At 71.5% G+C, this 24,184-nt stretch carries 18 protein-coding genes and 16 pseudogenes; 32 read left to right on the forward strand and 2 right to left on the reverse strand.

Features of this window, described 5'->3' with window-relative positions; translation table 11 throughout:
- Positions 1–60: 60 nt before the first annotated feature.
- From UG55_RS36945 to UG55_RS14550, 32 genes and pseudogenes are all read left to right on the forward strand, one after another.
- Positions 61–1,108 (forward strand): annotated as a pseudogene (locus tag UG55_RS36945) (arginine--tRNA ligase); the annotation flags it as partial.
- Between the two features lies 1 nt (position 1,109).
- Positions 1,110–1,239, forward strand: a pseudogene (locus UG55_RS36950) (hypothetical protein); the annotation flags it as partial.
- 1 nt (position 1,240) lies between these two features.
- Positions 1,241–1,761 (forward strand): annotated as a pseudogene (locus UG55_RS36955) (DALR anticodon-binding domain-containing protein); the annotation flags it as partial.
- A 7-nt stretch (positions 1,762–1,768) separates the two neighbouring features.
- Positions 1,769–3,088, forward strand: a complete 1,320-nt coding sequence (locus UG55_RS14455; RefSeq protein ID WP_396230910.1) for a homoserine dehydrogenase — start codon at positions 1,769–1,771, stop codon at positions 3,086–3,088.
- Complete coding sequence (thrC, locus tag UG55_RS14460) at positions 3,085–4,272, forward strand: threonine synthase (protein ID WP_066068373.1); 1,188 nt, start codon at positions 3,085–3,087, stop codon at positions 4,270–4,272. The genes UG55_RS14455 and thrC overlap by 4 nt, the downstream gene beginning before the upstream one ends.
- Before the next feature lie 32 nt (positions 4,273–4,304).
- A complete protein-coding gene (gene thrB, locus UG55_RS14465) occupies positions 4,305–5,264 on the forward strand; it encodes a homoserine kinase (protein WP_066068505.1) in 960 nt (319 codons plus the stop codon).
- Positions 5,265–5,782: 518 nt separating this feature from the next.
- Positions 5,783–7,209: Rho termination factor N-terminal domain-containing protein (locus tag UG55_RS36960; protein ID WP_242424332.1), on the forward strand; the 1,427-nt coding region annotated here is incomplete at its 3' end.
- A gap of 1 nt (position 7,210) precedes the next feature.
- A pseudogene (locus tag UG55_RS36965) lies at positions 7,211–7,495 on the forward strand (transcription termination factor Rho); the annotation flags it as partial.
- A gap of 1 nt (position 7,496) precedes the next feature.
- Positions 7,497–8,170, forward strand: a pseudogene (gene rho / locus UG55_RS36970) (transcription termination factor Rho); the annotation flags it as partial.
- Positions 8,171–8,410: 240 nt separating this feature from the next.
- The gene (gene rpmE / locus UG55_RS14475; RefSeq protein ID WP_066068380.1) at positions 8,411–8,647 is read left to right on the forward strand and encodes a 50S ribosomal protein L31; all 237 of its coding nucleotides are present in this window, start codon (positions 8,411–8,413) and stop codon (positions 8,645–8,647) included.
- 97 nt (positions 8,648–8,744) lie between these two features.
- A partial coding sequence (locus UG55_RS14480) for a PCRF domain-containing protein (protein WP_242424333.1) occupies positions 8,745–9,602 on the forward strand: 858 nt, incomplete at its 3' end.
- A 1-nt stretch (position 9,603) separates the two neighbouring features.
- Positions 9,604–9,815: pseudogene (locus UG55_RS36975) on the forward strand (peptide chain release factor 1); the annotation flags it as partial.
- Positions 9,812–10,213 (forward strand): annotated as a pseudogene (locus UG55_RS36980) (peptide chain release factor N(5)-glutamine methyltransferase); the annotation flags it as partial. The pseudogenes UG55_RS36975 and UG55_RS36980, both read left to right, overlap by 4 nt.
- A gap of 11 nt (positions 10,214–10,224) precedes the next feature.
- Positions 10,225–10,912 (forward strand): annotated as a pseudogene (locus tag UG55_RS36985) (N5-glutamine methyltransferase family protein); the annotation flags it as partial.
- Entirely contained in the window at positions 10,890–11,540 is a 651-nt protein-coding gene (locus UG55_RS14490; protein WP_066068388.1) for an L-threonylcarbamoyladenylate synthase, read from the forward strand. The pseudogene UG55_RS36985 and the gene UG55_RS14490, both read left to right, overlap by 23 nt.
- A 203-nt stretch (positions 11,541–11,743) precedes the next feature.
- Positions 11,744–12,438: serine hydroxymethyltransferase (glyA, locus tag UG55_RS36990; protein WP_396230911.1), on the forward strand; the 695-nt coding region annotated here is incomplete at its 3' end.
- A 1-nt stretch (position 12,439) separates the two neighbouring features.
- Positions 12,440–13,000 (forward strand): annotated as a pseudogene (locus UG55_RS36995) (serine hydroxymethyltransferase); the annotation flags it as partial.
- A gap of 8 nt (positions 13,001–13,008) precedes the next feature.
- Positions 13,009–13,357: pseudogene (locus UG55_RS46250) on the forward strand (undecaprenyl/decaprenyl-phosphate alpha-N-acetylglucosaminyl 1-phosphate transferase); the annotation flags it as partial.
- 43 nt (positions 13,358–13,400) lie between these two features.
- Positions 13,401–14,118 (forward strand): annotated as a pseudogene (locus tag UG55_RS37010) (MraY family glycosyltransferase); the annotation flags it as partial.
- On the forward strand, positions 14,115–14,612 hold the full coding sequence (locus tag UG55_RS14505; RefSeq protein ID WP_066068397.1) for a hypothetical protein: 498 nt from the start codon (positions 14,115–14,117) through the stop codon (positions 14,610–14,612). The pseudogene UG55_RS37010 and the gene UG55_RS14505, both read left to right, overlap by 4 nt.
- A gap of 81 nt (positions 14,613–14,693) precedes the next feature.
- Complete coding sequence (locus UG55_RS37015) at positions 14,694–14,978, forward strand: hypothetical protein (protein WP_242424337.1); 285 nt, start codon at positions 14,694–14,696, stop codon at positions 14,976–14,978.
- A gap of 371 nt (positions 14,979–15,349) precedes the next feature.
- Positions 15,350–16,243 carry a F0F1 ATP synthase subunit A gene (atpB, locus tag UG55_RS14515; protein WP_066068400.1) on the forward strand — a complete coding sequence of 298 codons (894 nt, stop codon included), beginning with the start codon at positions 15,350–15,352 and terminating at the stop codon, positions 16,241–16,243.
- A gap of 69 nt (positions 16,244–16,312) precedes the next feature.
- On the forward strand, positions 16,313–16,561 hold the full coding sequence (locus tag UG55_RS14520) for a F0F1 ATP synthase subunit C (RefSeq protein ID WP_066068403.1): 249 nt from the start codon (positions 16,313–16,315) through the stop codon (positions 16,559–16,561).
- Positions 16,562–16,574: 13 nt separating this feature from the next.
- On the forward strand, positions 16,575–17,153 hold the full coding sequence (locus UG55_RS14525; RefSeq protein ID WP_066068406.1) for a F0F1 ATP synthase subunit B: 579 nt from the start codon (positions 16,575–16,577) through the stop codon (positions 17,151–17,153).
- 2 nt (positions 17,154–17,155) lie between these two features.
- Positions 17,156–17,992, forward strand: a complete 837-nt coding sequence (locus UG55_RS14530) for a F0F1 ATP synthase subunit delta (RefSeq protein WP_066068409.1) — start codon at positions 17,156–17,158, stop codon at positions 17,990–17,992.
- Positions 17,993–18,091: 99 nt separating this feature from the next.
- Positions 18,092–18,301 (forward strand): annotated as a pseudogene (locus tag UG55_RS37020) (F0F1 ATP synthase subunit alpha); the annotation flags it as partial.
- A 1-nt stretch (position 18,302) separates the two neighbouring features.
- Positions 18,303–18,938, forward strand: a pseudogene (locus UG55_RS37025) (F0F1 ATP synthase subunit alpha); the annotation flags it as partial.
- Position 18,939: 1 nt separating this feature from the next.
- Positions 18,940–19,721 (forward strand): annotated as a pseudogene (locus UG55_RS37030) (F0F1 ATP synthase subunit alpha); the annotation flags it as partial.
- 35 nt (positions 19,722–19,756) lie between these two features.
- Positions 19,757–20,653 carry a F0F1 ATP synthase subunit gamma gene (locus tag UG55_RS14540; protein WP_066068414.1) on the forward strand — a complete coding sequence of 299 codons (897 nt, stop codon included), beginning with the start codon at positions 19,757–19,759 and terminating at the stop codon, positions 20,651–20,653.
- A gap of 191 nt (positions 20,654–20,844) precedes the next feature.
- Positions 20,845–21,141, forward strand: a pseudogene (locus UG55_RS37035) (F0F1 ATP synthase subunit beta); the annotation flags it as partial.
- A gap of 1 nt (position 21,142) precedes the next feature.
- Positions 21,143–22,284 (forward strand): annotated as a pseudogene (atpD, locus tag UG55_RS14545) (F0F1 ATP synthase subunit beta); the annotation flags it as partial.
- Entirely contained in the window at positions 22,284–22,541 is a 258-nt protein-coding gene (locus UG55_RS14550) for a F0F1 ATP synthase subunit epsilon (RefSeq protein WP_066068419.1), read from the forward strand. The pseudogene atpD and the gene UG55_RS14550, both read left to right, overlap by 1 nt.
- 120 nt (positions 22,542–22,661) lie before the next feature.
- On the opposite strand, the gene UG55_RS14555 is transcribed toward UG55_RS14550, so the two are convergent.
- Complete coding sequence (locus tag UG55_RS14555) at positions 22,662–23,234, reverse strand: cob(I)yrinic acid a,c-diamide adenosyltransferase (RefSeq protein ID WP_066068422.1); 573 nt, start codon at positions 23,232–23,234, stop codon at positions 22,662–22,664.
- Entirely contained in the window at positions 23,219–24,088 is an 870-nt protein-coding gene (locus UG55_RS14560; protein WP_242424338.1) for a hypothetical protein, read from the reverse strand. The genes UG55_RS14555 and UG55_RS14560 overlap by 16 nt, the downstream gene beginning before the upstream one ends.
- Positions 24,089–24,184 lie beyond the last annotated feature (96 nt).

A 24,184-nucleotide genomic window follows, 5' to 3' on the forward strand; every position in this document is an offset into this window, starting at 1 on the left:
GACGTCCCGGTCGGTCCGCGCGGCGGCCGGAAAGGTCTGGCGCGCCGATAGCATCGCGACATGACCCCCGCCGAGCTGGCCGACTCCATCGTTGCGGCCGTTCGTGAAGCCGTCGCCCACGGCGAGCTGGACGTGACCGTGCCCGCCACGGTCACGGTCGAGCGCCCGCGGCAGCCCGAGCACGGCGACTACGCGTCGCCGGTCGCCCTGCAGCTCGCGAAGGCGGCGCGACGCCCGCCCCGGGCCGTGGCCGATCTTCTCGCGGCGCGGCTGCGAACGGATCCGGGCGTGGCCGAGGTGGAGGTCGCCGGCCCCGGCTTCCTGAACATCCGGCTTGCCGGGGCGGCCATGGGCGGCATCGCGCGTTCGGTCGTGGTGGCCGGTGCCGGGTACGGCCGGGTGGCGGCCGGGCGCGGCGTCCGGGTGAACCTGGAGTTCGTCAGCTCGAACCCGACCGGCCCGGTGACGCTGGCCTCCGCGCGCTGGGCGGCGGTCGGCGACGCGCTGGCCCGGATTCTCGCGGCCGCCGGCTACGAGGTCGGTACCGAGTACTACGTGAACGACGCCGGCGTGCAGGTCGAGCGGTTCGGGGCGTCGATCCTGGCCGCCCTGCGCGGCGAGCCGGCGCCCGAGAACGGGTACCACGGCGCCTATGTCGCCGAGATCGCCGCGAAGGTCCAGGCCGCCAACCCCGGGCTGGAGCAGCTCGTCGCGGCGGGTGCCGCCGACGGCTCCGACGACAAGGCGCTCGCGGTCTGCGTCCGGGACGGCGTGGAGATGATGCTCGCCGAGATCCGTTCCACGCTGGCCGGTTTCGGGGTCGAGTTCGACCTGTGGAAGTCGGAGCGCAGTCTGCATGAGGCGGGCGAGCTGGCCGCCGCGGTGGAGGAGCTGCGGGCGGCCGGCCACGTCTTCGAGTCGGACGGCGCCGTCTGGCTGCGCACCACCGACTTCGGCGACGACAAGGACCGCGCGCTGATCAAGAGCGACGGGCGGCCGACCTACTTCTGCGCCGATGCCGCCTACTACCGGGACAAGCGCCGCCGCGGCTTCGACCGGCTCTGCTACCTGCTGGGCGCCGACCACCACGGCTACATCGGCCGGCTGCNGGCGATCGCGGCCTGCTTCGGTGACGACCCCGAGCAGACCCTCGACGTGATCATCGGCCAGATGGTGACCCTCTCGCGGGCCGGCGAGGCCGTGAAGATGTCCAAGCGCGCCGGGACGTTCCTGACCCTGNACGACCTGGTGGACGCGGTCGGGGTGGACGCGGCGCGCTACTCGCTGGTGCGGGCCTCGATGGACTCGGCGCTCGACCTCGATCTCGAGGTGATCGCGCGGCAGACCAACGACAACCCGGTCTTCTACGTCCAGTACGCGCATGCCAGGATCAGCTCACTGATCCGCAACGCGGCCGCGCTCGGCCTGGCGACGTCGGCGGATCCGGCCTTCGACCCGGCCGCGGTGGACGTGTCACTGCTCACCCACCCGCGGGAGGTGGACCTGCTGCGGGCGCTCGGTGAGCTGCCGCGGATGGTCGAGTCGGCGGCGGCACTGCGGGCGCCGCACCGCATCGCCCGGTACCTGGAGGAGACGGCCGGGACGTACCACCGTTTCTACGACTCCTGTCGGGTGCTTCCGCAGGGCGACGAGGAGCCCACCGCGGTGACCGCAGCTCGGCTCCTGCTGGTCGAGGCCACCCGGGTGGCGCTGGCGAACGGGCTGCACCTGCTCGGCGTCAGCGCGCCGGAACGGATGTGAGAGACGAATGACCGTCGATGACGGGCGCGGCACCGTGCGCCCGATGCGAATCGCGATGCTCGGGTGTGGTGTCGTCGGGTCCGAGGTGGTGCGCCTGCTGCGCGTGCACGCCGAGGACCTGGCCGCCCGGGTCGGTGCTCCGCTGGAGATCGTCGGGATCGCGGTCCGGGATCCCGACCGGGTCCGCGGCGTCGAGGTGGACCGGGCGGTGCTCACCACCGACCCGGAGGCGCTCATCTCGCGGGACGACGTCGACATCGTGATCGAGGTGGTCGGCGGGGTCGAGCCGGCGCGGGGCTGGCTGCTATCGGCGCTGCGGAGCGGGAAGTCCGTGGTCAGCGCGAACAAGGCGTTGCTGGCCACCCACGGTTCGATGCTGCACGACGCGGCGGCCGTCGCCGGTGTCGACCTGTACTACGAGGCCGCCGTGGCGGGTGCCATCCCGCTGCTGCGCCCGCTGCGCGAGAGCCTGGCGGGGGACCGGATCCACCGGGTGCTCGGCATCGTCAACGGCACGACGAACTACATCCTGACCCGGATGGACGAGACCGGTGCATCCTTCGCCGAGGCGCTGGCCGAGGCCGGTGAGCTGGGCTACGCGGAGGCCGACCCGTCCGCCGACATCGACGGGTACGACGCCGCGGCGAAGGCGGCCATCATCGCGCAGCTCGCGTTCCACACCCGGGTGACCATCGACGACGTCTACCGGGAGGGCATCGGCGAGGTCACCGCCGCCGACATCGCCAGCGCCCGGGAGCTCGGCTGCACGGTGAAGGCACTGGTGATCGCCGAGCGTGCCGGGCACGGGCAGGGGATCAGCCTGCGGGTGCATCCGGCGATGATCCCGCGCTCACATCCGCTGGCCGGGGTGCGGGAGGCATTCAACGCGGTCTTCGTCGAGGCGGAGGCGGCCGGGCAGCTGATGTTCTACGGCCGCGGCGCGGGGGGTGCCCCGACGGCGTCGGCCGTGCTCGGTGACGTGGTCGCGGTCGCCCGGAACCGGATCGCGGGCAGGCACGGTCCCGGCGAGTCGGCCTACGCCGCGCTGCCGATCCTGCCGATGGGGCCGACGGTCACCAGCTACCACGTGCATCTCGACGTCACGGACAAGGCGGGGGTGCTGGCCTCGGTGGCCGGGGCGTTCGCCCGGCACGATGTCTCCATCAGAAGTGTTCGTCAGGACGGCCGTGGCGACGACGCCAGCCTCGTCCTGGTCACCCATCCGGCCGCGGACGCGGCGCTGTCGGCCACGGTCGGGGACCTACGGGTCCTCGACGGGGTACGGGCGGTGTCAGGTGTGGTTCGGGTCGAGGGAGTTGAGTCATGACCACGATGTCGTCGATGCCGGTTTCGAGCGCCTCGGGCGCCGCGGCCGCCGTCGGTAGTGAGAGCCCCGCCGGTAGCACCGGTACCGAGGGCGTCGCCGGAGCGGGGGCGGCCGCCGGGCGGCTGCCCCGGGCCTGGCGGGGCATCATCGAGGAGTACCGGGAGCGGCTGCCCGTCCTGCCGGACACCCCGGTGATCACCCTGCGGGAGGGTGGCACGCCGCTGCTGCACGCGGGCCACCTGTCCGAGCTGACCGGCTGTGATGTTCATCTCAAGGTGGAAGGCGCCAACCCGACCGGCTCCTTCAAGGACCGCGGCATGACGGTCGCCATCAGCCGCGCGGTGGGGGAGGGCTCCCAGGCCGTCATCTGCGCGTCGACCGGGAACACCTCCGCCTCGGCCGCGGCCTACGCGGCCCGGGCCGGGCTGACCTGCGCGGTGCTCGTCCCCAGCGGCAAGATCGCCCTCGGCAAGCTCGCCCAGGCACTCGTCCACGGCGCGCGCCTGCTGCAGGTCGAGGGTTCCTTCGACGACTGCCTGCGGGTCGCCCGTGAGCTGGCCGACACCTTCCCCGTGACGCTGGTCAACTCGGTCAACCCGCACCGCCTGGAGGGCCAGAAGACCGCCGCCTTCGAGATCGTGGAGGCGCTCGGCAAGGCGCCGGACATCCACTGCCTGCCGGTCGGGAACGCGGGCAACATCACCGCCTACTGGCGCGGCTACGTGGAGGAGGACGGCCGCCTCGGCAGCGGGCGGCCGCGCATGTTCGGCTTCCAGGCCGCGGGCGCGGCGCCCATCGTGCGCGGCGAGGTGGTGACCGCTCCGCAGACCATCGCCACCGCGATCCGCATCGGCAACCCGGCGTCGTGGACCTTCGCCACCGACGCGCGGGACGCCTCCGGTGGCCTGATCGACGCGGTGAACGACCGACAGATTCTTGCCGCCTACCGGCTGCTGGCCCGCCGGGAGGGCGTGTTCGTCGAGCCGTCGAGCGCCGCCAGCGTCGCCGGGCTGCTGGCGGCGCACGCCGACGGCCGGCTGGACGCGGGCCAGCGGGTGGTCTGCACCGTCACCGGCAACGGCCTGAAGGACCCCGACTGGGCCATCAGCGGCGCCGCGAAGCCCGAGACCATTCCGCCGACCGTCGCCGGGGCCGCCGAGGCCCTCGGCCTGCGCGGCCTGTGACGGCCGTCGAGGGCACTGCCACCAGCACACCGGTGGGCTCGCCGGCAGCGCCGGCCGAGGGCGCCGCGGAACCGAACGCGGGTGCCGTGCGGTTGCGGGTGCCGGCGTCCAGCGCGAACCTCGGGCCGGGTTTCGACGCGCTGGGCCTGGCACTCGGCCTGTACGACGAGGTGTCGGTGCGGCTGACCCCGTCCGGCCTCACCATCGACGCGGTCGGCCCGGACTCCGTGCCCGCCGACGAGGCGCACCTGGTGGTCCGCGCGATCCGCGCCACGTTCGACGAACTCGGCCTGGAACAGCCCGGACTCGAGCTGCGCTGCGTCAACCGGATCCCGCACGGCCGTGGGCTGGGCTCGTCGGCGGCCGCCATCGTGGCGGGTGTCGTGGCGGCCGATGCCCTGGCCGGCGCTCCGCTCGGGCCGGACGGACGGCTCCGGGTGGCCACCGCGATCGAGGGCCACCCGGACAACGTCGCGGCGGCCCTGTTCGGCGGCCTCACCGTGGCCTGGTACGAGTCGGCGGTTCCGCGCGCGCTGCGCGTCACGCCGGCCGCCGAGGTGCGGCCCGTACTGTTCGTCCCGGCCGTGCGGCAGTCGACCGAGCAGGCGCGGGGAGCGCTGCCCGACCGGATCCCGCATGTCGACGCGGCGGTGAACGTGGGGCGGGCCGCCCTGCTCGCCCTCGCGCTCAGCGGTGCCGGGCCGGCCGCGGCGACGGGCCGGGAGCGCTCGCGGCTGCTGTTCACCGCCACCGAGGACCGGCTGCACCAGCCCTACCGCCTGCCGTCGCTGCCCGCGTCCGCGGATCTGGTGGACCGGCTGCGCGGTGCGGGGATCCCGGCCGCCCTGTCGGGCTCCGGGCCCTCGGTGGTGGCGCTCGCGGTCGGCGGGGGCGAGGCCGCCGCGGCGATCGGCGTTCCCGCCCCGGGCTTCTCTGTGATCCCCCTGACCGTCGACACAGAGGGTGTGTGCGTCGAGACCATCGACTCCTGAGGGTGGCTTTTCAACTCCTCTCGGTGTACGAATGGCGGCGTCTGGGAGGATTGGGCGCCCCGGAGGGGCTCCGTGCAGTCATCGGAGACTCCCTCGTGGTGTCATCGAGAGATCCAGAGGTCGCTAGGTTGTTGCCGACGTGTCTCCGTCTGGATAGTCTGATGACTGCACCCGCTGCCGCCGCGGCGCGTGCTCGCCCCGCCAGCCTGATCTGGTCCGCAGTGGTGGCCAAGCTGCAGTGGAGCCTCACAGCAGTGTTCGGTCGCACACGGTGGCCGGTCCTGGTCAGGGATCCCGGTGCTTCAAGCCTCGTCGCCGTTGCCTCGGCTGGCGTACCGGCACCCGCCGGCGGGAAATCGGGTTCGCTCGCGGCTGTCGGCCGTCGGCGCCTTTGAGTGGGCGCGTTGTTCGCCGTTCAAATGGTGCTGCGTCTCCTTACATCCGGCATGCGCGCAGGCGAAGAAAGTTCACACGCTACGCCCGGCCCGAGAAGCCGGTTCCTTCCAGGAAGGAAAACCTTGAGCGACACCACCGACGTGCTGCCCGACAGCGCACGTGAGTCTGCGGCGCCTGCCTTGCCCGCCGACAGCTCCGCCGCGGCCGGCACGACGACCGTGGACACCGCCGACCCGGCCGGATCGAACGGCAACCATGCCGTCCGTTCCCCGGCGGGCGGCGTTTCGGCCGAGGCTTCCTCGGCCCCCCGGCGCCGACGTTCCGGCACCGGACTGTCCGCGATGCTTCTGCCCGAGTTGCAGGCCATGGCCTCGCAGATGGGCATTCCCGGAGTCGGCCGACTCCGGAAGGGCCAGCTGATCGCGGCTATTCAGAATGTCCAGAATGGCGAGGCCGCGGCCCGGCCGGCGACGGAGTCCACCGGCCCGGTGTCGGCGCCGGCGCAGGCTTCCGCGCCCGCCTCCGCTCCGGCGGCGACGTCCGCGGAGCGGCCCGCGCGGGACAGGTCGAGCGGCTCCGCGCCGGCCACGGCCACCACGGCGGCGCCCGTCGAGGAACGGGCCGCGGCCGAGTCGGCGCAGACCGGCGCCACCGCCAGCGCCGCTGGTGCTTCCGGCGCCGAGACGCCGTCAGCGGCGGCGTCCACGACCCGCGTGCGTGGTCGGCGTGGCTCCTCCCGGGGTGTCACGACTCCCGCGGGCGAGCAGCAGACCCTTCCGTCGGCGCCGGCCGCGAGCGGCCCGGAGCAGACCGAGGACGTCACCCGTCCCCAGGCGGCAGCCGAGGGCACCGCGGCGGCGCCTTCGCCGGTGCGCGCGGGTGGGAGTGGCTCCGAGAGCACTTCGCCGCGTGGCCGCGATGACCGTCGCGAGCGTTCCGGGGGCGACCGTGACCGCTCCGGCGATCGCGACCGCTCCGGGGACCGGGAGCGTTCCGACCGCTCCGGGGAGCGCGAGCGTCCCAGCGACCGTGACCGCTCCGGCGATCGTGATCGTTCCAACGACCGTTCGGGCGACCGCGACCGCTCCGGGGGCGACCGCCAGGGTCGTTCCCAGCCGTCCGGTGACCGCGAGCGTGGCGGTTCCGACCGGTCGCGCTCCGGCGACCGGAACGACCGCTCGGACCGCTCGGACCGCTCGGACCGGAGCCAGCCCGGCGACCGGACCCCGCCCGGGGATCGTTCCCCGCAGGGCGACGGCCAGGGCGACGACGAGTTCGGCGGGCGCCGGCGCGGGCGTTTCCGCGAGCGTGGCCGCAACCGCGGTCGCGGTGGCCAGGGCGGCCCGGCCGAGCCCGAGCCGACGGTGCGCGAGGACGATGTCCTCGTCCCGGTGGCAGGCATCCTCGACGTCCTGGACAACTACGCGTTCATCCGGACGAGTGGCTACCTGACCGGGCCGACGGACGTGTACGTCAGCCTCGCCCAGGTCCGGCGCAACGGCCTGCGCCGCGGTGACGCCATCACCGGTGTCGTGCGGGCCCCGCAGGANGGCGAGCAGCGCCGGGACAAGTACAACGCGCTGGTCCGCCTGGACACCATCAACGGGATGGAGCCGGACGAGGCCCGCGGCCGGCCGGAGTTCCACAAGCTCACCCCGCTGTACCCGCAGGACCGGCTGCGGCTCGAGACCGAGCCGCACATGCTGACCACGCGGGTCATCGACCTGGTGATGCCGATCGGCAAGGGCCAGCGTGCGCTGATCGTCAGCCCGCCGAAGGCCGGCAAGACGATGGTGCTCCAGGCGATCGCGAACGCGATCACCACGAACAACCCCNAATGCCACCTCATGGTCGTGCTCGTCGACGAGCGGCCCGAGGAGGTCACCGACATGCAGCGGTCGGTGAAGGGCGAGGTCATCGCCTCGACCTTCGACCGCCCGCCGGCCGACCACACCAACGTGGCCGAGCTGTCCATCGAGCGGGCCAAGCGGCTCGTCGAGCTGGGGCACGACGTCGTCGTGCTGCTGGACTCGATCACCCGGCTCGGGCGCGCCTACAACCTGGCGGCGCCGGCGTCGGGGCGCATCCTCTCCGGTGGTGTCGACTCGACGGCGCTCTACCCGCCGAAGCGGTTCCTCGGCGCGGCGCGCAACATCGAGAACGGCGGCTCGCTGACGATTCTCGCGACCGCGCTGGTCGAGACCGGTTCGACGATGGACACGGTCATCTTCGAGGAGTTCAAGGGCACCGGTAACGCCGAGCTCAAGCTCGACCGCAAGATCGCCGACAAGCGGACCTTCCCGGCGGTGGACGTCGACGCCTCCGGAACCCGCAAGGAGGACATCCTGCTCGCGCCCGACGAGCTCGCGATCATGCACAAGCTGCGGCGCGTCCTGCACACCCGGGAGCCGCAGCAGGCACTCGACCTGCTGCTTGAGCGGCTCAAGCAGACCAGGACGAACTACGAGTTCCTGATGCAGATCGCGAAGACGGCGCCCCCGCAGGACTGAGATCCGCCGGCCGGGCTCCGGGAACATCGGGGCTCGCCGGCGGCGTTGTGCACACCGGCGGGCCAGCCCGCCCCCATGGCCCGGCCGGTCCGACGGGAGCCCGGCGGGCACCTGCCGGGCACTTGGCGGGCACTTGGCGGGCACCGCCCGGAGGGTCTGGCAGACTGGAAATCCACCGGCTCCGGTTCACGTCGTCCGCGTCCGCGGCGGCGACCCGGCGGCCACACCGGAAGAGGAACGATGAAGGCTGACATCCACCCGACGTACCACGAGACCGTCGTGACCTGTACGTGCGGGAGCACGTTCACCACGCGTTCGACCAAGGAGAACGCTGCGATCAGCGCCGAGGTCTGCTCGCAGTGCCACCCGTTCTACACGGGCAAGCAGAAGATCATGGACGTCGGCGGCCGGGTCGAGAAGTTCGAGCGGCGGTTCGGTCGGCGCCGCCCCGGCGACAAGGCCGGCGGCGCGCAGTAGGCCGCCCACGGCGCCCGTTCCGGATCACCGGGCGGGCGCCGTTCGCGTCCTGGCGGCCTGGTACCCAGGTCCGTCCCGATGACCCGAAGGAACAGCGATGACCTCCCCGCTCGCGAGCATGATCGCCGAGCACGCCGACATCGAGAAGCGGCTGGCGGATCCCGACCTGCACAGTGATCCGTCGGCGGCCCGGGAGCTGACTCGTCGCTACGCCGAGCTCACCACCCCGGTCGACCTCGCCCGGCAGATGGAGAGCATCGAAGGCGACCTTCAGGCCGCGCGTGAGCTCGCCGAGCAGGATCCGTCGTTCCGCGACGAGATCGCGGCGCTGGAGGTCAGCAGGGCCGAGCTCGCCGGCCGGCTGCGGGCCTACCTCGTGCCGGTCGATCCCGACGACAGCCGGGACGCCATCCTCGAGGTCAAGGCCGGGGCCGGCGGCGAGGAGTCCGCGCTGTTCGCCGGTGACCTGCTGCGGATGTACCTGCGGTACGCCGAGCGGCGCGGGTGGCGCACGGAGATCCTGGACGCGAACCCCAGCGATCTCGGCGGCTACCGGGACGTGAGCGTGGCGGTGAAGGCCCGCGGATCCGCCGGTCCAGGCCAGGGAGTCTTCGGGCGGCTGCGTTTCGAGGGCGGCGTGCACCGGGTGCAGCGGGTTCCGGTGACGGAGTCGGCGGGGCGCATCCACACCTCGGCGGCCGGGGTGCTGGTCATGCCCGAGGCGGCGGATGTCGACATCGAGGTGGATCCGAACGATCTGCGGATCGACGTCTTCCGTTCCTCCGGCCCCGGCGGCCAGAGCGTCAACACGACCGACTCGGCGGTGCGCATCACGCACCTGCCCACCGGGGTCGTCGTGTCCTGCCAGAACGAGAAGAGCCAGCTCCAGAACAAGGAGTCGGCGATGCGCATCCTGCGGTCCCGGCTGCTCGCCGCCGCCAGGGAGCGGGCCGACNCGGAGGCCGCCGCGGTCCGGGCGAGCCAGGTGCGCACGGTCGACCGGTCCGAGAAGGTCCGCACGTACAACTTCCCGGAGAACCGGATCAGTGACCACCGGATCAACTACAAGGCCCACAACCTTGAGCAGGTGCTCGACGGGGACCTCGACGCCGTGCTCGACGCGCTGATCGAGGCCGACCAGGCCGCCCGGATGGCGGCCGCCCCGTGACGTGGGCGCGCGCCGCGGTGGCCGACACCCGCGCGGCGGCGCGCCCGGGTTCGGCGGATCTGGGTTCGGTGGATCTGGGGAACGAGCTCGCGGCGGCCGCGGAGCGCCTGGCCGCGGCCGGGGTCGCCAGCCCGCGCGGCGACGCGGAGCAACTGGCGGCGCATGTGCTCGGCCTGCACCGCGGGCGACTGCTCCTGGTCGACCGGATCGGCGCCGCCGAGGCGGCCCGCCTGCGCGCGCTGGTGGCCCGGCGGGCGAGCCGGGAGCCGTTGCAGCACCTGACCGGCCTGGCCGGGTTCCGCCGGCTGGACATCGAGGTCGGGCCCGGGGTGTTCATCCCCCGCCCGGAGACCGAGTGGGTGGTCGAGGGCGCCATCAGGGCACTGCGGTCCATGGCCNCCGCCCACCNGATCTGCGTCGATCTCTGTGCGGGGTCGGGAGCCATCGCGCTGTCCCTGGCTGACGAGGTGCCCACCGCCGAGGTCCACGCGGTGGAGGTGGAGCCGTCCGCGCTCGGCTGGTTGCGGCGCAACGTCGAGCGCACCGGCCTGCCGGTGCGGGTGCACCGCGCGGACGTGGGCGTTCCCGGCGGCCCGGCCACTGCTGCCGGCCCGGCCACTGCTGCCGGCCCGCCCAGTGCTGCCGGCCCGGCCAGTCCCGGCCAGGCGCCGGCCGCCGACGTCGGCACGGTGCTGGCCGCCCTGGCCGGCCGGGTTGACCTCGTGGTCAGCAATCCTCCCTATCTCCCCGACCATGAGCGCGCGCGGGTCGAGCCCGAGGTCGGCCGGTATGATCCACCCGCCGCGCTGTGGGGCGGTCCGGACGGTCTGGACGGCCCCCGGGCGGTCGTGGCAGCCGCGGTGAGCCTGCTCCGACCCGGGGGTGTCCTCGTCATGGAACATGCGGACGAGCACGGCGAGGCAGTCCCCGCCCTGCTTGCGAGCGGGGGGCCGTGGGCCGGCTCGTGGTCCGAGATCGTCGATCACCCTGATCTCGCCGGGCGGGACCGTTTCGTCACTGCCCGCTGGAACCCGCCGGCCGGGAGCGGTCGCGGGGCGCCGGAGAGGACGCATGATGCAGGTGTTCAACTGCGCTGAGCAGGACCAGCGGGCCGCCGGGCTGGATGCGGCGACCGAGTCGGTCCGCCGGGGCCGGCTGGTCGTCCTGCCCACCGACACGCTGTACGGCCTCGGCGTGGACGCGTTCGACCGGGGCGCGGTCACCACCCTGCTCGCGGCCAAGGGGCGGGGGCGGGACATGCCCGTGCCGGTGCTGGTGAGCTCCTGGCGGACTCTGGACGGCCTGGTCGAGCAGGTCACGGGGCAGATCCGCGATCTGGTCCGCGCCTTCTGGCCGGGCGGCCTGACCCTGGTCGTCAACCACGCGCCCTCCCTGCGGTGGGATCTGGGCGACGCCCGCGGCACCGTCGCGGTCCGCATGCCCCTGCACCCGGTCGCGCTCGAACTGCTGGCCCGCACCGGTCCGATGGCGGTGTCCAGTGCGAATCTCAGCGGGCGCCCGCCCGCGACGACGGTCCACGACGCGCTGGCACAGCTCGGCGGCGCCGTGGAGGTCTACCTCGACGGCGGGCCGACGCCGGTCGGCGCCGCGTCGACGATCCTGGACTGCACCGGGAGGGTTCCGGTGGTCGTGCGGGAGGGGGCGGTGAGCCTCGCGGCGCTGCGCTCGGTGCTGCCGCTCGTCGAGGAACCGGTAGGTCGCTGAGCCGGCACGTCGCTGAGCCGGCACGTCGCTGAGCCAGCACGTCACTGAACCGGCACGTCACTGAACCGGCGCTGTCACTTGAGGAACCGGTACGTCGCGCGGGACCCACGTGCCGCCGCGGAGCCCCCGCCGCCGACGGCAGCGCGCGGGGCCACGGTGGCCGGACTTATCCTGGCCTCACAGCCGCGGGAGGTGGACCCATCATGAGCACCCCGTTCTGGGGCCCGGACTTCGACCTTCTGCAGGCCACCGACCCCGAGATCGCCTCCGTCGTGCTCGACGAACTGGATCGGCTGCGCGGCGGTCTGCAGCTCATCGCGAGCGAGAACCTCACCTCCCCGGCGGTACTGGCCACGCTCGGGTCGACGCTGTCGAACAAGTACGCCGAGGGCTATCCCGGGCGCCGCTACTACGGCGGCTGCCAGGTCGTGGACCGGGCTGAGGAGCTCGGCATCGCGCGGGCGCGGGAGCTGTTCGGCGCCGAGCACGCCAACCTCCAGCCGCATTCGGGCGCGCAGGCGAACTTCGCCGTGTACGCGGCCCTGCTCACGCCCGGCGACACGGTGCTGGCGATGTCGCTGCCGCACGGCGGTCATCTGACCCACGGCAGCCGGGTGAACTTCTCCGGCCGCTGGTTCGACGTCGTCGGCTACGGAGTCCGCGCGGACACCGAGCTCATCGACTACGACGAGGTCCGCCAGCTCGCCCTGCAGCACCGGCCCAAGATGATCATCTGCGGTGCCACCGCCTATCCCCGCCTGATCGACTTCGCCGCGTTCCGATCGATCGCGGACGAGGTCGGCGCGTGGCTGCTGGTGGACGCGGCCCACTTCATCGGCCTGGTCGCGGGCGGTGCGGTGCCCAGCCCGGTGCCCTACGCCGACGTCGTGAGCTTCACNACCCACAAGGTGCTGCGTGGGCCGCGGGGCGGCATGATCCTCTGCCGGTCCGAGCTGGCCGCGCGCATCGACAAGGCCGTCTTCCCCTTCAGCCAGGGCGGCCCGCTGATGCAGGCCGTGGCCGCCAAGGCCGTCGCGCTGAAGGAGGCCTCGACGCCGGCGTTCGCCGCCTACGCGCACCAGGTGATCGCCAACGCGCGGGCGCTCGCGGACGGACTCGCGGTCGAGGGGCTGCGCCCCGTCGCCGGTGGCACGGACACCCATCTCACCCTGCTCGACCTCAAGGACCTGGGGGTCACCGGCCGGGATGCCGAGGCCCGCTGCGGCGCGGCGGGAATCACGCTGAACAAGAACGCGATTCCCTACGACCCGCAGCCGCCGGCGATCTCGTCCGGCATCCGGGTGGGTACTCCGGCGGTGACGACGCAGGGAATGCGCGAGGGAGAGATGAAGGAGATCGCCGGTCTGATCTCCCGGGCCGTTCGTGATCCGGGCTCCGCCGGGGCGGTGGCGACGGCGGTGGCCGCGCTGGTCGGCCAGTTCCCCGCCTATCCGAGATAGCGGGTCAGATGCGCGAGTACCTGCTCGTCTTCGCGGTCGCCGCGGCCGTCACCTTCCTGGCGACGCCGATCGCCCGCTGGATCGCCTTCCGGATCGGGGCGGTCGCCTGGCCACGGTCCCGGGACGTGCACGCGACGCCGACCCCGCGGCTGGGGGGCCTGGCGATGCTCGCGGGGCTCTACGCCGGCCTGGAGGTCGCGGACCAGCTGCCTTTTCTCTCGGTCGTGTCCAAGGACTGGTCAGAGACGCGGGCGGTCCTCGTCGCCGGCACACTGATCTGCCTGCTGGGGGTCGCCGATGACCGCTGGGAGCTGGACTCGCTGACCAAACTGGCCGGTCAGGTGGCCGCGGCGGGAGNGATGGTGCTGCTGGGCGTGCAGTGGTCCTTCGCGATCGACCNCGACAGCCAGACAACGCTGAGTTTCGGCCCGGAGACCGCTGTACCGCTGTCGATCCTCGCGACGCTCATCCTGGTGAACGCGATGAACTTCATCGACGGCCTGGACGGGCTCGCGGCGGGCGTGGCCGCGATCGCGGCGTGCGCGACCTTCTATTTCGCCTACCAGATCGCGGTTATCAACGGCTTCTACCGGGCTTCTCCGGCAGCCCTGCTCGCCGCCGTGACGGCGGGCGTCTGCGTCGGCTTCCTGCCGCACAACTTCAACCCGGCCCGGCTGTTCATGGGGGATTCGGGATCAATGCTGATCGGCCTGCTGTCCGCCGCCTCGATGATCTCGGTGACGGGTCAGGTCGCCTACGGGGGTTACGCTGGACCCTCCAGGCAGCTACCGTCACTGATCCCGCTGGCGATTCCGCTGGCGGTGCTGGCGGTCCCGGTGCTGGACTTCGGGCTCGCGGTGGTCCGGCGCACGAAGGCCGGCCGCTCGCCGTTCGCCGCGGACAAAATGCACCTACACCACCGGATTCTCTCCATTGGCAACTCCCACGTCAGGGCGGTTCTACTGATGTACTTCTGGGCCGCGCTCGTCGGTTTCGGGGGGGTGGCCGCGTCCTTCTCGGACTCGCCGCTTCCCATCCTCGCCGCCACGGTCGGCGTCGGGCTGCTGACGCTGGTCGCCCTGCTCCTCACCGGCCAGCGAGCGGCGCGGCGGGCATGATCGCCACGGCTGTCCCGGCGCTGCGGGCCGGGCTCGCCGCCATGGCGGGGTTGCTGGTGGCCGCCCTCGCGCTGAGCTGGGCGCTGCGCGGCGCCGCCGGCGCGGCGGGCGCGGCGCTGGCCGTCGGCCTGGTCGCGGCCTTCTTCGCACTCGGCAAGCTCGCGCTGGTCGCCGTGGCGCGCCGCGGTGCGACCACCATGCTGCTGCCGGCCGCGCTCGGGATCTACGCGGCGAAGGTCGGTGTCCTCGGCGTCGTGCTGCTCGGCCTGCGCGACGTGACCGCGATCGACCTCCGCAGCTTCGCCTGGTCGATCATGGCGGGCACGCTGTGCTGGGTCGCGGCCGAGGTCTGGGTGGCCGCCCGGCTGCGGGTGCCCTTCTACGATCCCGCGACCTTCGACCCGTCCCGGGTCGCGCCGGTACTTCCCGCCGGGAGGGCTCCTTCCACCGGCTCCGGCCCGGCCGGTGCCGGGGGATCCCGCCAACAGCCGTAGGCGCGGACAGGCAGCCGAAGGCAGCCCGGCTCGGTCGTCGCCGGGGACCGGCCGTCGGCCCGGATTAGGAACAACGTGACGGTGAGCGACACCAACGGGCCTGATCGCGGACATTCAGGCAAAAAGGACAATGCGAAAAGGGAGGAAAGGCTAAGATCGGGGCAGGTAGATCGGCCGAATCCACCACCCGGGGAAGCCTGGGGCATCGTCGGCACGCTGGTGGGCGGCGGTGGCTTCTGGGGCCTGGTGGGCTTCGGGGTCGATCGCCTGTTCGGCTTCGATGCCCTGTTCTTTCCGATCGGGCTCATCGTCGGGGTCGTCGCCGCGATCTATCTGGTCATCTACCGCTTCGGAGCGCGACGTTGACGGAGCGTTGAGCGATGCCTCCACAACGTAGTGTGACAAGATGTCCAAAAACCCAACGGAAGATGAACGTTCGACTGTCCGTCGGAGATCTTAGTCCTGCAACGAGTGCTCTCCAGCGCCCGGCCGGATAGCATCTGCCCTGTCGAGGAGCGCCGTGTGGATGCTGTCGGCACTGGATGCTCCGCTTCGACCGCTTCGGAACCGGGACAGTGAGTCCCCTGCCGCCGAGGCTGTGAACGGGCTGCGTCCGGCGGTCATCCGCTTGTCTTCGATTGCCCGGGGCGGCGGCCCATCCCGTATAGGGTGAGGTCGATCCAGCCCTGGGGGGATCGCGAACTTTGTCAGCATAAATGATCTTGGAGGTATCGGAAGTGCCGAGCGGATCGCTGCTCGCGGTGGCCGACGACGGCTTCCATGGGCCGACTCCCGATGTCTTCAAGCCGAAGAGCTGGTTCGAGTTCGAGCTGGGTCCGGTCGACTTCTACTTCAACAAGTGGTCTGCACTGACCCTGTTTGCGTCGCTCTTCGTCGGGGGCTTCCTCTGGCTTGGGTTCCGCAAGGCGACGGTCGTGCCCCGCGGGCTGCAGAACTTCTGTGAGTCGATCTACGACTTCGTCGACATCTCGATCGCGCGGAACGTGATCGGTGAGCGGGGCAAGACCTTTGCTCCCTACCTGACCATTCTCTTCTGCTTCATCCTGGTCTCGAACGTTCTCGCGGTCATTCCGGTCGCGCAGTTCCCGACCACGTCGCGGATCGCGCTGCCGCTGATCCTCGCCCTCACCAGCTGGCTGATCTTCAACATCGTCGGCATCCGTGAGCACGGGTTCGGCGCCTACTTCAAGGACATGCTCGTGCCGGCGCCGACCGCGCCGCTGTTCGTGAAGATCATCCTGGCGCCGATCGAGTTCGTCTCGACCATCATCGCCCGTCCCGCCACGCTGGCCATCCGGCTGTTCGCCAACATGTTCGCCGGCCACATGCTCCTGCTCGTGTTCGCGCTCGGTGCCGACTACCTGCTACCTCGCCCGCAGTTCATCTTCGGTGCGATCTCCGGCGTGGTGGCGATCGGCCTGACCGCCTTCGAGTTGATGATCGACGTCCTGCAGGCCTACATCTTCACGGTCCTGACGGCCGCCTACATCGGCGGTGCGATCTCCTCGCACGGCGGCGACCACGGTGACCACGCCGCGGAGCACTCCCCGGGCCACGGGCATGAGGAGAGCGCGCAGCTCACCCCGGCCGGCGCGGTGGCGCGGGCCTGAAGCCAACCGACCACGCGCACCGTGGGAGAGCCCCCCGGTGCATCGACCACAGAAGGACGGATCTCAACGATGTCTCTTTCCGCGGCCGCGGTTCTCGCCGCTGATGACGCCATCAGCGGCAACATCGGGACGGTGGCCTACGGTATCGCCACCCTTGGTCCCGGCATCGGCGTCGGCATCATCTTCGGTCTGGGCGTTCAGGCGATCGCTCGCCAGCCCGAGGCCGAGCAGGTGGCTTTCCGCTACATGCTAATCGGTTTCGCCGTCGTCGAGGCACTTGCCCTCATCGGCTTCGTCGTGCCGTTCGTCTTCACCTGATCCGGGGCGCCTGGTGCTGCAGACACTCATTCTCGCCGCCGAAGAGGGGGCGGAGCACGAGGACAGCGTCCTTGTGCCACCGCTCGCGGAGCTGATCGTCGGCCTGTTGGCCTTCGGTCTGCTCGTGGGTTTCTTCTTCTGGCGGATCTATCCGCAGATCCGCAGGACCTATGCGGAGCGAGCCGAACGCATCGAGGGTGGTCTCACCCGCGCCCAGCAGGCGCAGACCGAGGCCCAGGCCCTGCTCGAGCAGTACCGTTCCCAGCTCGCCGAGGCCCGTACCGAGGCGGCGCGTATCCGTGAGGACGCGCAGGCACAGGGGCGGCAGATCGTCGAGGAACTGCGCTCACAGGCACAGCAGGAGGTCGCCGAGATCAAAGAGCGGGCTGACGCGGCCCTGGTGGCCGAACGGGCCCAGGTCGTCGCGTCGGTCCGGCGTGAGATCGGTGAGATCGCGCTCGAGCTCGCCACCCGCATCGTCGGGCACGAGCTGGAGAACGACGCGCGTCAGCGGCAGCTTGTCGACGACTTCATCACGGGTCTCGACTCCGCGCCGCGTCCCGCGGCCGCTCCGGCCGGACCGGGAGTCTGACGGTGGAGGGAGCCAGCCGGCAGTCGCTTGCCGCCGCCCGGTCGGTCCTCGACCAGGCGACGGCGGTGCCGGTCGGAGCCACCGCCGGACCGGCGCCGGACGCGCGCCGGATCGCGGCCGACCTCGGCGCGGTCGCGTCGCTCGTCGGCCGTGAGCCGACGGTGCGGCGCGCACTGACCGACCCGGGCGCGCCGGCCCAGTCCCGGGCGGATCTCGCCGCCCGGCTGTTCGGCGGCCAGATCAGCCCGGCGTCGCTCTCGGTGGTGTCAGCGGCCGTCTCCGGCCGCTGGTCCCGACCGGTGGACCTCCGTCTCGCCCTGGACGAGCTCTCGGTCGAGGCGACACTGGCCGAGGCGGAGGCCGCGGACGTCCTGGACGAGGTGGAGGACGAACTGTTCCGGTTCGGCCGCATCCTCGGCCAGAACCCGCAGCTCTCCCTCGCGCTCACGGATCCGGCCGCGCCGGCGTCCGCTAAGGCCGCCCTGGTGGAACGGCTGCTGTCGGGGCGAGCCCAGCCGGTGACGGTGCGGCTCGCCCAGCAGACCGCCGTGGACCCCTCCCAGGGTGATGTCGAGCGGCGGCTGGAGAATCTCAGCCGGCTCGCGGCCGCCCGCCGCGGGCGGGTGGTCGCGGTGGTCCGCAGCGCGACCGTGCTCGACGAAGACCAGATCGCAAGGCTGAAGGCGGCGATCAGCCGCTTCTTCGGCCGGCAGATCCAGCTCCAGATCGACCTCGACCCGTCCATACTCGGCGGTCTGTCCGTGCGGGTCGGCGACGAGGTCGTGGACGGCACGGTCCTGCGCCGTCTCGCCGCGGCCCGCCGCGGGCTGACGCGTTAGGCCCGGAGGCGCGATGGGCGAGCGCACGCCGGGACCGAAGCGAGGACCGTCAGTGACGACCGATGACCAGATCCACGTCAGCCATGAAGGACCAACGCGATGACTGAGCTGTCCATCCGGCCGGAGGAGATCCGCGACGCCCTCCGGGAGTACGTCGACTCCTTCCAGGCCACCTCCGGTGAGCGGGAGGAGGTCGGCCGCGTCACCGTGACCGGTGACGGGATCGCGCGGGTCGAGGGCCTTCCGCACACCATGACCAACGAGCTGCTGGAGTTCCACGGCGGCGTGCTTGGCCTGGCCCTCAACCTTNAGGTTGGCGAGATCGGCTGCGTCATCCTCGGCGAGGCCGAGCACATCGAGGAGGGCCAGGAGGTCCGCAGGACCGGCGAGATTCTCGCCGTTCCCGTGGGCGACGGCTTCCTCGGTCGTGTCGTCGACCCACTGGGGCGCCCGATCGACGGCCTCGGAGAGATCGCCGCCGAGGGCACCCGCGCGCTCGAGCTGCAGGCGCCGTCGGTGGTCGAGCGCCAGCCGGTCAAGGAGCCGCTGCAGACCGGCATCAAGGCCATCGACGCGATGACCGCCATCGGCCGTGGTCAGCGGCAGCTGATCATCGGTGACCGGCAGACCGGCAAGACCACGGTCGCGATCGACGCGATCATCAACCAGCGCGACAACTGGCTCAGCGGCGACCCGAAGAAGCAGGTCAAGTGCGTCTACGTCGCCATCGGCCAGAAGAAGTCGACCATCCGCGAGGTTGTCAACACCCTTGAGGAAGCCGGCGCGCTGGCCTACACGACGATCGTCGCCGCCCCGGCCGACGAGCCGGCCGGCTTCAAGTACATCGCCGCGTACACCGGTTCGGCCATCGGGCAGCACTGGATGTACAACGGGCAGCACTCCCTGGTGGTGTTCGACGACCTGTCCAAGCAGGCCGAGGCATACCNGGCGATCTCGCTGCTGCTGCGCCGCCCGCCGGGCCGTGAGGCCTACCCGGGCGACGTCTTCTACCTGCACTCCCGTCTGCTGGAGCGCTGCGCGAAGCTGTCGGACGAGCTGGGCGGCGGGTCGCTGACCGGGCTGCCGATCATCGAGACGAAGGCCAACGACATCTCGGCCTACATCCCGACGAACGTCATCTCGATCACCGACGGCCAGATCTTCCTGGAGTCGGACCTGTTCAACCAGGGCGTCCGGCCGGCGATCAACGTCGGTACCTCGGTCTCCCGAGTCGGTGGTAGCGCCCAGGTCAAGGCGATGAAGTCGGTCGCCGGCCGGCTCCGGCTCGACCTCGCCCAGTACCGCGAGCTGGAGGCCTTCTCGGCCTTCGGTTCCGACCTGGACAAGGCGTCGCGTGACCAGCTCGCCCGGGGCGCCCGGCTGGTGGAGCTGCTCAAGCAGCCCCAGAACAAGCCGTTCTCCGTCGAGCGCCAGGTCGTCTCGATCTGGGCCGGCACCACCGGCAAGCTGGACGACGTGCCGGTCGAGGACATCCGCCGCTTCGAGACCGAGTTCCTCGACTTCGTCGGGCGGGTCCACGGCGGCGTCTACGACACGATCGTCAACACCGGCAAGCTCGGTGACGACACGATCGCGTCGCTGGAGTCGGCGATCACCGAGTTCAAGCTGCAGTTCACGCTGTCGAGCGGCTCGCCGCTGGTGAACGAGGCCGCTCCGGACGCACTCGACCCGTCCGCGGTCGAGCGCGAGGAGATCGCCGTCCACCACCNGAAGCCGTCCTCCGAGACCACGGGCCGCTGACCCATGGCGGGCCAGCTTCGCGAGTACCGGCGGCGCATCAAGACGGTCAACTCGACCAAGAAGATCACGAAGGCGATGGAGCTGATCGCCGCCTCGCGGATCGCGAAGGCCAGGGCGCGGGTCACCGCGTCCCGGCCGTACGCGGAGGAGATCACGCGAGTGATCACCGCCGTGGCGTCGCAGACGACGATCTCCCATCCCCTCACCACCGAGCGCCCGCAGCCGACCCGGGCGGCCGTGGTCGTCATCACCAGCGACCGCGGCCTCGCCGGCGGCTACAGCTCCAACGCGCTGCGCCGCGCCGGCGAGCTCGTCGAGCTGCTCCGCGAGGAGGGCAAGCAGCCCCTGCTCTACGCGGTCGGTCGCAAGGCGGTGTCCTACTACCGCTTCCGCGGCCGGGAGCTGGCCGGGGAGTACACCGGCTTCTCCGAGCAGCCCGGGTACGGTGACGCCAAGGCGGTGGCCGACACGCTGATCGAGGCGTTCACCACCCCGACCGACGAAGGCGGTGTCGACGAGATCCATGTCGTCTTCACCGAGTACGTCAGCGCGATGACCCAGACCCCGGTGGCCCACCGGCTGCTCCCGATGGTGCTGCGCGAGCACGACGAGCCGCCGCCCGGCGGACCGCTGCCGAACTACGAGTTCGAGCCGTCCGCCGAGTCCGTGCTCGACGCGCTGCTGCCGCGGTATGTCGAAAGCCGCCTGTTCGCGGCCCTGCTGGAGTCGGCCGCCTGTGAGTCGGCCGCGCGCCAGCGGGCCATGAAGTCGGCGACCGACAACGCCGAGGAACTGGCCAAGACCTACACCCGCGCCGCGAACCGGGCCCGCCAGGACGCGATCACCCAGGAGATCTCCGAGATCGTGGGTGGCGCGAACGCCCTGGCGTCCGGCGCCTAGGAGTCAGGTGTGAGACTCCGGCCCGCTCCGCCCCGACGCGCGCCGCGGCGGGTCGCCGACCCAGGCGGCGGCTGGATCGGTGCGGACACTGGGTTCAGTGCCGGCACCGATCCCGCTGCCGGCGTCGACACCGACGAACGTCAAGCCCGAAGCCCGCGGCGGCGGGCAACGACAGTGAAACCGAGGACGCCATGACCGTCACCACCAGCTCGCCGGCTACGGCGGAGGGCCGGACTCCGGGGATCGGCCGAGTCGCCCGAGTCATCGGACCGGTCGTCGACGTCGAGTTCGCCCCTGACGAACTGCCCGAGATCTACACCGCGCTGCACGTGGAGCGCACCATCGATGGCCAGACCGCGATCCTCACCCTTGAGGTCGCGCAGCACATCGGGGACAACACGGTCCGCGCGATCTCCATGCAGCAGACCGACGGCCTCGTCCGCGGGGCCCCGGTGAAGGACACCGGCGCGCCGATCTCGGTCCCCGTCNGGGACGCCACCAAGGGGCACGTGTTCAACGTGCTCGGCAACCCGCTCGACGTGGCGAGCGTCGACGCTCAGACCTACTGGCCGATCCACCGCGCGGCGCCCACCTTCGACCAGCTCGAGTCGAAGACCGAGATGTTCGAGACCGGCATCAAGGTCATCGACCTGCTCGCCCCGTACGTGCGAGGCGGCAAGATCGGCCTGATGGGCGGTGCCGGCGTCGGCAAGACCGTCATCATCCAGGAGATGATCCGTCGAGTCGCCAAGGAGTTCGGTGGCGTCTCGGTGTTCGCCGGTGTCGGCGAGCGCACCCGTGAGGGCAACGACCTGTTCCTGGAGATGACCGAGGCCGGGGTTATCGAGGACACCGCCCTCGTGTTCGGCCAGATGGACGAGCCGCCCGGCACCCGGCTGCGGGTCGCCCTCGGCGCGCTCACCATGGCCGAGTACTTCCGGGACGTCCAGAAGCAGGACGTGCTGCTGTTCATCGACAACATCTTCCGGTTCACCCAGGCCGGATCCGAGGTGTCGACCCTGCTCGGCCGGATGCCCAGCGCCGTCGGTTACCAGCCGACGCTGGCCGACGAGATGGGCGCCCTGCAGGAGCGGATCACCTCGACCCGCGGTCACTCGATCACCTCGCTGCAGGCGATCTACGTGCCCGCGGACGACCTGACCGACCCTGCTCCGGCGACGACGTTCACCCACCTCGACGCCAACACGGTGCTCGACCGAGCGATCTCCGACCTGGGCATCTACCCGGCCGTGAGCCCGCTTGACTCGAACTCCCGGATCCTCGACCCGCGCTACATCGGGCAGGCGCACTACGACACCGCCCGCGAGGTGCAGCGGATCCTGCAGCGCTACAAGGACCTGCAGGACATCATCGCCATCCTCGGTATCGACGAGCTCTCCGAAGAGGACAAGATCCTCGTCAACCGGGCTCGCCGTATCCAGCGGTTCCTGTCCCAGCCGTTCTTCGTGGCGGAGCAGTTCACCGGTATTCCCGGCAAGTTCGTCCCGGTCGCGGAGACGATCGAGTCGTTCCGTCGCCTCACTCAGGGTGACTACGACCACCTGCCCGAGCAGGCGTTCTTCATGTGTGGCGGGATCGAGGACGCCGAGAAGAACGCGGAGAACCTGTAATGCCGATGCGGGTGGCGATCGTCTCGCCCGAGCAGGAGGTGTGGTCCGGCGACGCCGACATGGTCGTCGCCCGGACCGTCGAGGGCGACATCGGTGTCCTGCCGGGCCACGTCCCGATGCTCGCGGTGCTGGTCCGTGACCAGACCGTGCGGGTGAAGGTCGGCTCGCAGGAGATCTCCGCCGGTGTCGACGGTGGTTTCCTCTCCGTCACCAAGGAAGGCGTCAGCATCCTCGCCGAGAGCGCGTCGATTTCCTGACTCCGAGAAGTACCGCCTGCCTGCCAGGCTCGTTCGCGCTGGCCCGGTCGGCGCGCTGACGCTCAGTCGGCGCGCCGACCGGGCCAGACGTGTCAGGTGGCCCGGATCCCGCCCGGCCGCTCAGCCGCCGGCGCCCGGCTTCCACAGCACGTCGCCGTCCGGGTTCGCCACCCGCGCGAGGATGAACAGCAGGTCCGAAAGGCGGTTCAGGTAGCGGGCGGGCAGCGGGTTCGTGCTGTCCGGCTCCACCTCGAGCAGCGCCCAGCAGGACCGCTCGGCCCGGCGCGCCACCGTCCGCGCCACGTGCAGCAGCGCCGCGGCGGGAGTACCCCCCGGCAGGATGAACGAGTTCAGCTTCGACAGCGTCTCGTTGTACCGGTCGCACGCCTCCTCCAGCCGGTCGACGTACACGTCGCTGATCCGCAGCGGTGGATACTGCGGCTCGGCGACCACCGGGGAACACAGATCGGCGCCGACGTCGAAGAGGTCGTTCTGCACCTGGGCGAGCGTCTCGCGGACGTCCGGGCCGAGGTCGCCCAGCGCGAGGGCCACGCCGATCGCCGCGTTCGTCTCGTCGACATCCGCATAGGCGGCGAGCCGCGCCGAGGTCTTCGGCACCCGCGACATGTCACCGAGCGCCGTCGTCCCGTCGTCGCCGGTACGGGTGTAGATCCGGGTCAGATGAACCGCCATGCGGCCACTGTAGGGGCCGGGTCGCTTCGGTGCCTTCGGTGGTTCTTCCGCTCCACCAGGTCGCCCGCGGCGCCGGCGCCGCCGCGCACCGCCCGCAGGAGGGCGGCGTAGCCGTCCACGAGGCCGAACGGCTCGACCAGGCGCGCGAACCCGTCCGAGCAGACCAGGACCTCCTCCCCGCCGGCCAGCGGCACGCTCAGGCAGCGCGCGTGCCGGGCCGCCTCGGGGACATCGCCCAGGATCCAGGAGCCCCAGAACACCAGCAGGGTCACCCCGCCGGCGGTGGTCAGCAGGCCCGCCGCGGGCCCGGGCGGCTGACCGGCCGTGATGTTGGCGGCGGTGGTGATGAAGGCGATCACCGCCGCCAGCAGGCCCATGATCTCCAGGATCTGCGCGCGGATGCGCCGGAGTTCCGCGGTCGCCTCGCTCTGGCCGGCCCGGAGTGTCTCAGCCTGTTGTGCGTGCAGAATGCGGGCGCGGATCAGCTGGTAGTCGCCGATGCGGAGCGCGTATTCGGCGCCGGAGCTGTCCTCCTCCTCAATGGCTCGCCCGATGCTTGCCCGGGCTGCGCCGTAGGCGCCCCGCAGAGTGGCGATACGTGCGTGCGTGGCGTGATAGCGCGGGTACGTGCCATTGCTGAGCGCGATTGCCTGCCGGACGAGTCGTTCGCCCTCCAACAGAAGCCGCGGGTCGGCGTCGGCATCCGCCTCGTGGTGATCGGCGATGACTGAGGCCGCGAGATGCAGCACTCCGGGGATCGACGACAGCCGCCGCACTGCTTCCGGGGCAAAGGTCAGTGCCGCCTGCCGGTTCGCCGGTTCGCCGTCGAGGGAGGAATAGTACTCGGCCTGCATGAAAAAGAACATCGGGTGCGAGCCGAACTCCGACTGGTACCGGTCGACGTTTGCCCGGTGGGCCCGGTGGTCNCGGCGCCGCCAGGCACGGGTCTG

It is taken from the genome of Frankia sp. EI5c (genome assembly GCF_001636565.1).
Lineage (GTDB): Bacteria > Actinomycetota > Actinomycetes > Frankiales > Frankiaceae > Parafrankia.